The organism is Acinetobacter sp. ABJ_C4_1 (assembly GCF_044538495.1).
GTDB classification, from domain to species: domain Bacteria; phylum Pseudomonadota; class Gammaproteobacteria; order Pseudomonadales; family Moraxellaceae; genus Acinetobacter; species Acinetobacter nosocomialis_A.
In genome coordinates, this window is the sequence record NZ_JBIUCQ010000028.1 from 1 (window position 1) to 5,512 (window position 5,512).

Here is a 5,512-nt window from a genome sequence, read left to right on the forward strand (position 1 = left end):
ATCATTAAGAGAATTGAAGAACAACTTGTGTGGATTTTTACTGATTGATTAATCGAAATAATTTTCATTGATTGATTGGTTTAAATTACTCGAAGTTTATTTGAGCGAAATTTAAGTCAGTAATTGATGAGCCAGAATTGGCACCTTGTCTATAAATAAGGTGCAAAATGATTTTAACTGAAGAGTTTGATCATGGCTCAGATTGAACGCTGGCGGCAGGCTTAACACATGCAAGTCGAGCGGGGAAAGGTAGCTTGCTACTGGACCTAGCGGCGGACGGGTGAGTAATGCTTAGGAATCTGCCTATTAGTGGGGGACAACATCTCGAAAGGGATGCTAATACCGCATACGTCCTACGGGAGAAAGCAGGGGATCTTCGGACCTTGCGCTAATAGATGAGCCTAAGTCGGATTAGCTAGTTGGTGGGGTAAAGGCCTACCAAGGCGACGATCTGTAGCGGGTCTGAGAGGATGATCCGCCACACTGGGACTGAGACACGGCCCAGACTCCTACGGGAGGCAGCAGTGGGGAATATTGGACAATGGGCGCAAGCCTGATCCAGCCATGCCGCGTGTGTGAAGAAGGCCTTATGGTTGTAAAGCACTTTAAGCGAGGAGGAGGCTACTCTAGTTAATACCTAGAGATAGTGGACGTTACTCGCAGAATAAGCACCGGCTAACTCTGTGCCAGCAGCCGCGGTAATACAGAGGGTGCAAGCGTTAATCGGATTTACTGGGCGTAAAGCGCGCGTAGGCGGCTAATTAAGTCAAATGTGAAATCCCCGAGCTTAACTTGGGAATTGCATTCGATACTGGTTAGCTAGAGTGTGGGAGAGGATGGTAGAATTCCAGGTGTAGCGGTGAAATGCGTAGAGATCTGGAGGAATACCGATGGCGAAGGCAGCCATCTGGCCTAACACTGACGCTGAGGTGCGAAAGCATGGGGAGCAAACAGGATTAGATACCCTGGTAGTCCATGCCGTAAACGATGTCTACTAGCCGTTGGGGCCTTTGAGGCTTTAGTGGCGCAGCTAACGCGATAAGTAGACCGCCTGGGGAGTACGGTCGCAAGACTAAAACTCAAATGAATTGACGGGGGCCCGCACAAGCGGTGGAGCATGTGGTTTAATTCGATGCAACGCGAAGAACCTTACCTGGCCTTGACATAGTAAGAACTTTCCAGAGATGGATTGGTGCCTTCGGGAACTTACATACAGGTGCTGCATGGCTGTCGTCAGCTCGTGTCGTGAGATGTTGGGTTAAGTCCCGCAACGAGCGCAACCCTTTTCCTTATTTGCCAGCGAGTAATGTCGGGAACTTTAAGGATACTGCCAGTGACAAACTGGAGGAAGGCGGGGACGACGTCAAGTCATCATGGCCCTTACGGCCAGGGCTACACACGTGCTACAATGGTCGGTACAAAGGGTTGCTACACAGCGATGTGATGCTAATCTCAAAAAGCCGATCGTAGTCCGGATTGGAGTCTGCAACTCGACTCCATGAAGTCGGAATCGCTAGTAATCGCGGATCAGAATGCCGCGGTGAATACGTTCCCGGGCCTTGTACACACCGCCCGTCACACCATGGGAGTTTGTTGCACCAGAAGTAGCTAGCCTAACTGCAAAGAGGGCGGTTACCACGGTGTGGCCGATGACTGGGGTGAAGTCGTAACAAGGTAGCCGTAGGGGAACCTGCGGCTGGATCACCTCCTTAACGAAAGATTGACGATTGGTAAGAATCCACAACAAGTTGTTCTTCATAGATGTATCTGAGGGTCTGTAGCTCAGTTGGTTAGAGCACACGCTTGATAAGCGTGGGGTCACAAGTTCAAGTCTTGTCAGACCCACCATGACTTTGACTGGTTGAAGTTATAGATAAAAGATACATGACTGATGATGTAAGCTGGGGACTTAGCTTAGTTGGTAGAGCGCCTGCTTTGCACGCAGGAGGTCAGGAGTTCGACTCTCCTAGTCTCCACCAGAACTTAAGATAAGTTCGGATTACAGAAATTAGTAAATAGAGATTTCGGTCTTGGTTTATTAACTTCTGTGATTTAAGTATCACGGTATTAAGCATGACCTGACGAAGGCGTGTTTATTCATTAACAGATTGGCAAAATTGAGTCTGAAATAAATTGTTCACTCAAGAGTTTAGATTAAGCAATTAATCTAGATGAATTGAGAACTAGCAAATTAACTGAATCAAGCGTTTTGGTATATGAATTTAGATTGAAGCTGTACAGTGTTTAAGTACACAGTACTCTAAACTGAAATGTTGAAGTTACTAACTTGTAGGTAACATCGACTGTTTGGGGTTGTATAGTCAAGTAATTAAGTGCATGTGGTGGATGCCTTGGCAGTCAGAGGCGATGAAAGACGTGATAGCCTGCGAAAAGCTCCGGGGAGGCGGCAAATATCCTTTGATCCGGAGATGTCTGAATGGGGGAACCCACCTACTTTAAGGTAGGTATTGCAACATGAATACATAGTGTTGCAAGGCGAACGAGGGGAAGTGAAACATCTCAGTACCCTTAGGAAAAGAAATCAATTGAGATTCCCTCAGTAGCGGCGAGCGAACGGGGATCAGCCCATTAAGTTATGTGTGTTTTAGTGGAACGCTCTGGGAAGTGCGAACGTAGAGGGTGATATTCCCGTACACGAAAGGGCACACATAATGATGACGAGTAGGGCGAGGCACGTGAAACCTTGTCTGAATATGGGGGGACCATCCTCCAAGGCTAAATACTCCTGACTGACCGATAGTGAACCAGTACCGTGAGGGAAAGGCGAAAAGAACCCCTGTGAGGGGAGTGAAATAGATCCTGAAACCGCATGCATACAAGCAGTGGGAGCACCTTCGTGGTGTGACTGCGTACCTTTTGTATAATGGGTCAGCGACTTATATTCAGTAGCGAGGTTAACCGTATAGGGGAGCCGTAGAGAAATCGAGTCTTAATAGGGCGTTTAGTTGCTGGGTATAGACCCGAAACCAGGCGATCTATCCATGAGCAGGTTGAAGGTTGGGTAACACTAACTGGAGGACCGAACCCACTGTCGTTGAAAAGCCAGGGGATGACTTGTGGATAGGGGTGAAAGGCTAATCAAGCCTGGTGATAGCTGGTTCTCCCCGAAAGCTATTTAGGTAGCGCCTCGGACGAATACCATAGGGGGTAGAGCACTGTTTCGGCTAGGGGGTCATCCCGACTTACCAAACCGATGCAAACTCCGAATACCTATGAGTACTATCCGGGAGACAGACTGCGGGTGCTAACGTCCGTAGTCAAGAGGAAAACAATCCAGACCGCCAGCTAAGGCCCCAAAATCATAGTTAAGTGGGAAACGATGTGGGAAGGCATAGACAGCTAGGAGGTTGGCTTAGAAGCAGCCACCCTTTAAAGAAAGCGTAATAGCTCACTAGTCGAGTCGGCCTGCGCGGAAGATGTAACGGGGCTAAAACTATGTGCCGAAGCTGCGGATTTGACATTAGTCAAGTGGTAGGGGAGCGTTCTGTAAGCCGATGAAGGTGTATTGAGAAGTATGCTGGAGGTATCAGAAGTGCGAATGCTGACGTGAGTAACGACAAAACGGGTGAAAAACCCGTTCGCCGAAAGACCAAGGGTTCCAGTCCAACGTTAATCGGGGCTGGGTGAGTCGACCCCTAAGGCGAGGCCGAAAGGCGTAGTCGATGGGAAATTGGTTAATATTCCAATACTTCTGTGTAATGCGATGAGAGGACGGAGAAGGTTAAGTCAGCCTGGCGTTGGTTGTCCAGGTGGAAGGATGTAGGTATGTATCTTAGGCAAATCCGGGGTACTCTATACTGAGATCCGATAGCAAGCTGTACTTGTACAGTGAAGTGGCTGATACCATGCTTCCAGGAAAAGTCTCTAAGCTTCAGTTACACAGGAATCGTACCCGAAACCGACACAGGTGGTCAGGTCGAGTAGACCAAGGCGCTTGAGAGAACTCTGCTGAAGGAACTAGGCAAAATGGTACCGTAACTTCGGGAGAAGGTACGCTGTTGTTGGTGATGGAACTTGCTTCCTGAGCTGATGACAGCCGCAGAAACCAGGCCGCTGCAACTGTTTATTAAAAACATAGCACTCTGCAAACACGAAAGTGGACGTATAGGGTGTGATGCCTGCCCGGTGCTGGAAGGTTAATTGATGGGGTTAGCGTAAGCGAAGCTCTTGATCGAAGCCCCAGTAAACGGCGGCCGTAACTATAACGGTCCTAAGGTAGCGAAATTCCTTGTCGGGTAAGTTCCGACCTGCACGAATGGCATAATGATGGCGGCGCTGTCTCCAGCAGAGGCTCAGTGAAATCGAAATCGCTGTGAAGATGCAGTGTACCCGCGGCTAGACGGAAAGACCCCGTGAACCTTTACTGCAGCTTGACACTGAACTTTGACCTTACTTGTGTAGGATAGGTGGGAGGCTTTGAAGTTGGAACGCTAGTTCCAATGGAGCCGTCCTTGAAATACCACCCTGGTAATGTTGAGGTTCTAACTCTGTCCCGTTATCCGGGACGAGGACCGTGTCTGGTGGGTAGTTTGACTGGGGCGGTCTCCTCCTAAAGAGTAACGGAGGAGTACGAAGGTGCGCTCAGCGTGGTCGGAAATCACGCGTAGAGTATAAAGGCAAAAGCGCGCTTAACTGCGAGACCCACAAGTCGAGCAGGTACGAAAGTAGGTCTTAGTGATCCGGTGGTTCTGTATGGAAGGGCCATCGCTCAACGGATAAAAGGTACTCTGGGGATAACAGGCTGATACCGCCCAAGAGTTCATATCGACGGCGGTGTTTGGCACCTCGATGTCGGCTCATCTCATCCTGGGGCTGAAGCAGGTCCCAAGGGTATGGCTGTTCGCCATTTAAAGAGGTACGCGAGCTGGGTTTAGAACGTCGTGAGACAGTTCGGTCCCTATCTACCGTGGGCGCTGGAAATTTGAGAGGATCTGCTCCTAGTACGAGAGGACCAGAGTGGACGAACCTCTGGTGTACCGGTTGTGACGCCAGTCGCATCGCCGGGTAGCTATGTTCGGAAGGGATAACCGCTGAAAGCATCTAAGCGGGAAGCCTACCTCAAGATAAGATTTCCCTAGGACTTTATGTCCTCTAAAGAGCCGTTCGAGACTAGGACGTTGATAGGTTGGATGTGGAAGCATAGTGATATGTGAAGCTGACCAATACTAATTGCTCGTGAGGCTTGACTATACAACACCCAAGCAGTTGTATATAAAGCATCAATCGATTCATAAATCTACAAACAAACTTGATTTAGTTACTCCATTAGATAAAATGAACAAGTTCAGATTCAATCAGCCCATCTGTAAAGATTTGGAAAACGCATTGGCAACCAATAAGACCAAAGCAAGTATCCATAAACAGTTGTGCTGGCGACCATAGCAAGAGTGAACCACCTGATCCCTTCCCGAACTCAGAAGTGAAACCTCTTAGCGCTGATGGTAGTGTGGGGTTACCCATGTGAGAGTAAGTCATCGCCAGCTCATTATTC

At 48.7% G+C, this 5,512-nt stretch carries 2 tRNA genes and 3 rRNA genes; all 5 read left to right on the top strand.

The annotated features are described in order from the left end of the window. Window positions 1–174 precede the first annotated feature (174 nt). The 5 genes from ACIF8R_RS18310 (at window position 175) to rrf (ending at window position 5,504) form a co-directional block, all read left to right on the top strand. Window positions 175–1,712, top strand: a 16S ribosomal RNA gene (locus tag ACIF8R_RS18310). Between the two features lie 59 nt (window positions 1,713–1,771). Beyond that, window positions 1,772–1,848: transfer RNA gene (locus tag ACIF8R_RS18315), tRNA-Ile, on the top strand. A gap of 55 nt (window positions 1,849–1,903) precedes the next feature. Then, a tRNA-Ala gene (locus ACIF8R_RS18320) sits at window positions 1,904–1,979 on the top strand. 340 nt (window positions 1,980–2,319) lie between these two features. Then, window positions 2,320–5,211 (top strand): 23S ribosomal RNA (locus tag ACIF8R_RS18325). A 178-nt stretch (window positions 5,212–5,389) separates the two neighbouring features. Next, window positions 5,390–5,504, top strand: a 5S ribosomal RNA gene (gene rrf / locus ACIF8R_RS18330). The 16S, 23S and 5S rRNA genes sit together here with 2 tRNA genes alongside, the layout of an rRNA operon. Window positions 5,505–5,512: the final 8 nt, after the last annotated feature.